At 65.8% G+C, this 473-nt stretch carries 1 protein-coding gene; it reads right to left on the bottom strand.

Annotated features, from left to right (window positions below; genetic code table 11):
• Positions 1–473 (bottom strand): FAD-dependent oxidoreductase (locus tag CG50_RS16055; RefSeq protein WP_036640710.1); only part of this gene is annotated, 473 nt, incomplete at both ends.

The following is a 473-nucleotide window of genomic DNA, read 5'->3' as shown; positions in this document are numbered from 1 at the left end:
GTGCCCTTCGCATCCTCGAGATGCGCCACCACGCCCTTGCCCGGCGTGCGGTCGAGCTTCTTCACCGTGGTCTTCTCGAGGATCTTCATCCCCGATTTCAGGAACTGCTTCTTCGCGAAGGAGGAGATTTCCTCGTCCTCGACCGGCAGCACGCGGTCCATCACCTCGACCACCGTGGTATCGGCGCCGAGCGTGTTGAAGAAGCTCGCGAATTCGATGCCGATGGCGCCCGAGCCGATGACCAGGAGCTTCTTCGGCATCCGCACCGGCTGCAGCGCGTGCTTGTAGGACCAGACCAGATCGCCGTCCGCCTCGAGCCCCGGCAGCGCGCGGGCGCGCGCCCCCGTCGCCAGCACGACGGCCTTCGAGGTCAGCTCTTCGCTGCCCTTGTCGGTCTTCACCGTCACCGTGCCGGGCCCGGTCAGGCGCGCCTCGCCCATGATCACGGTGACCTTGTTCTTCTTCAGCAGATG

It is taken from the genome of Paenirhodobacter enshiensis (genome assembly GCF_000740785.1).
Lineage (GTDB): Bacteria > Pseudomonadota > Alphaproteobacteria > Rhodobacterales > Rhodobacteraceae > Rhodobacter > Rhodobacter enshiensis.
Note: the sequence above shows the minus strand (reverse complement) of the source record. Positions and strands in the feature narration are given on the sequence as shown.